Consider the following 2749-nt stretch of genomic DNA (forward strand, 5'->3'; position numbering starts at 1 on the left):
GTTTTCGACAACGATTTTACCTTCACTGTTTGTTTTTAAATCTGTTTTAAGTACCTTGCCATTTTGATCTAGTAAATTAAATACCGCATCGGCAAGTTTTGTTTGATCGTTTAAATCATCAACTTTAAGTAATTCGATACTACCTTGTTTTAAGCTATTTGTAGCAGTTAAAGAAATAGATTTCTTCTGTCCTTTTTCAATAGTGAATTTGATTGGTGTTTCATCTAAAACATAATCCTTAGGAGCTTTCGTTTCGATGAATTGGTAATCACCAGGACGTAGGTCGTTAATTTCGATTAGTCCTTGTTCATTTGTAACAAGGTCTTTATGAACTACATCACCGTTCATATTAACAATTTTAAATACTGCATCTTTAAGAACAGTGGCATCAACATCATCTACTTTAGAAAGTTTAACAGCACCCTTTGTTAAAGCATTTGTAGCAGTGACATGAAGAGCTTCAGTTTGGCTCTTTTTAATTGTAAATACGATAGGTTTTTTATCTAAAACGTAATGTTCAGGAGCAATTGTTTCAACGAATTGATACGTACCAGGACGTAGATTTTCAACAACAATTTTACCTTCATCATTTGTTTTTAAGCCTTCTTCAACTAGCTCTCCGTCTGCATCTAATAAATTAAATACGGCGTTAGCAAGTTTTGTATTTATATCAATATCGTCAATCTTTGTTAGTTCAACGCTACCTTTTTTCAAAGCATTTTTACCTGTAACATTGATCTCTTTCGTTTGACTTCTTTCAATTGTAAACGGAATTTGTGTTTCTTCTAATACATAGTGCTCAGGAGCTTTTGTTTCAATGAACTGATAGTCTCCAGGGCGTAAATCAGAAACAGAAATTTTTCCGTTTTTATCTGTAACAAGATTCGTATGAACTTCCTTACCGTTCATATCAACAATCTTAAAGATTGCACCTTCGAGCATCGTACGATCGATGTCATCGATTTTTGTTAATGTTACTGCACCTTTCTTTAAACTGTTAGTAGCAGTAACAGTAATATTCTCTTTTTGACTTTTTTCGATAGTGAACGGAATAGGCTCTTTGCTTAAGGTATAGTCTTTTGGAGCTTTTACTTCAACAAATTGATAGTCTCCAGGACGTAAATCAGAAGCAGTAATTTTACCGTTTTTATCAGTCGTTAAACCTTTGCGAATTACCTTTTTAGTATCATGAGCGTCAACGATTATAAATTCTGCACCTTCAAGAGTAGTGCCATCAACATCATCAACTTTTGTTAAAGTGACGCCACCTGTAAGTAAACTGTTTTTTACAGTAACAGGGATAGGAAGATCTTCCTTACTACCTTTTTTAATTGTGAACTTAATAGGTGTTTGATCTAATTTATAATGTTCAGGAGCTTTCACTTCAATAAATTGATAATCGCCTGGTGCTAAATCAGGGATGACTAATACTCCGTGTGCATCTGTTATTAAATCTTTCATAATTTCTTTGCCAGTTGCGTCTTGTAATGTGAATACAGCGCCAGCAAGAGCTTTCGCGCTCTCCACGTCATCTTCTTTAATTAATTTGACCTTTCCTTTCGTCAAACTATTTTTGAAAGTAATAGGGATGAGTTTTTGTTGACTCTTTTCAATTATAAATTCAATTGGTTCTTCATTTACATCGTAATAAGTAGGAGCCTTCGTCTCGATTAGCTTATAATTACCCGGACGTAAGTCTTGTACTACTAATTTACCGTCTTTATCAGTAGTAAGTTCCGTACGAACATCCTCACCTTTGTCATTAACAATTTTAAATACTGCACCTTCAAGGGTTTCCTTAGCATTTACAGAATCAACTTTTGTTAATTCAATACCACCTTTTGTTAAGCTGTTAGTAGCTGTAACGTTAATAGCAGTCGCTTGGCTCTCCTTAATTGTAAATTCAATAGGTGTTTTATTTAAGGCATAATGCTCAGGAGCTTTCATTTCGATAAATTTATAGTTACCTGGACGTAAACCAGTAGCAATAATTTTACCTTCCTGATTCGTAACTAATTCTGTACGGACATCTTCATTTTTATTATTAACGATTTTGAATACGGCACCTATAAGTGCAGTGCCATCAGTATCATCGAGTTTTGTTAGTTCAACATCGCCTGGTAGTAGACCATTTTCAGCTGTAATAACAATCGGTGTTTTTTGACCTTTCTCAATTGTAAATTCAATTGGTGTTGATCGCAGTTCATAATGTTCAGGAGCTTTTGTTTCAATAAATTTGTATTTGCCTGGACGTAAGTCAGAAGCTTTAACAGTTCCGTTTGTGTCGGTAGTTAATTCTGTACGAACGTCTTCGTTCTTATCATTCACGATTTTGAACATAGCTCCAGCAAGAGGAGTCTTTTTATCAAATTCGTCGACTTTTAATAGCTCAACAGCACCTGTAGTTAAACTGTTTTTTGCAGTAATTGAGATAATGCTTGTTTGACTTTTCTCGATTGTAAACGGAATTGGTTCTTTATTTAAGTCATAGTATTTAGGTGGTGTTGTCTCAATAAATTGATAATCACCAGGATCTAAATCTTTAACGGTCAAAGTTCCATCTTTTTCTGTTTTTAAGTTTGTACGGACATCTTCATTTTTGTCGTTAACAATTTTGAATACCGCACCTTCAAGGGTAGTGCCATCAGTATCATCCACTTTTGTTAACGTAATGTCACCTTTAATTAAAGCGTTTTTTGCTGTAACAGAAGCGACTGTAGTTTGGCTTTTTTCTATTTCAAATAGAATA

General features: G+C 34.2%; 1 protein-coding gene. It reads right to left on the bottom strand.

Translation table 11 applies throughout. From position 1 onward, the window contains the following. Positions 1 to 2749 (bottom strand): MSCRAMM family protein (locus MR167_RS31140; protein ID WP_255787488.1); only part of this gene is annotated, 2749 nt, incomplete at both ends.

The organism is Bacillus cereus group sp. BfR-BA-01355 (genome assembly GCF_022663675.1).
Taxonomy (GTDB): Bacteria; Bacillota; Bacilli; order Bacillales; family Bacillaceae_G; genus Bacillus_A; species Bacillus_A thuringiensis_S.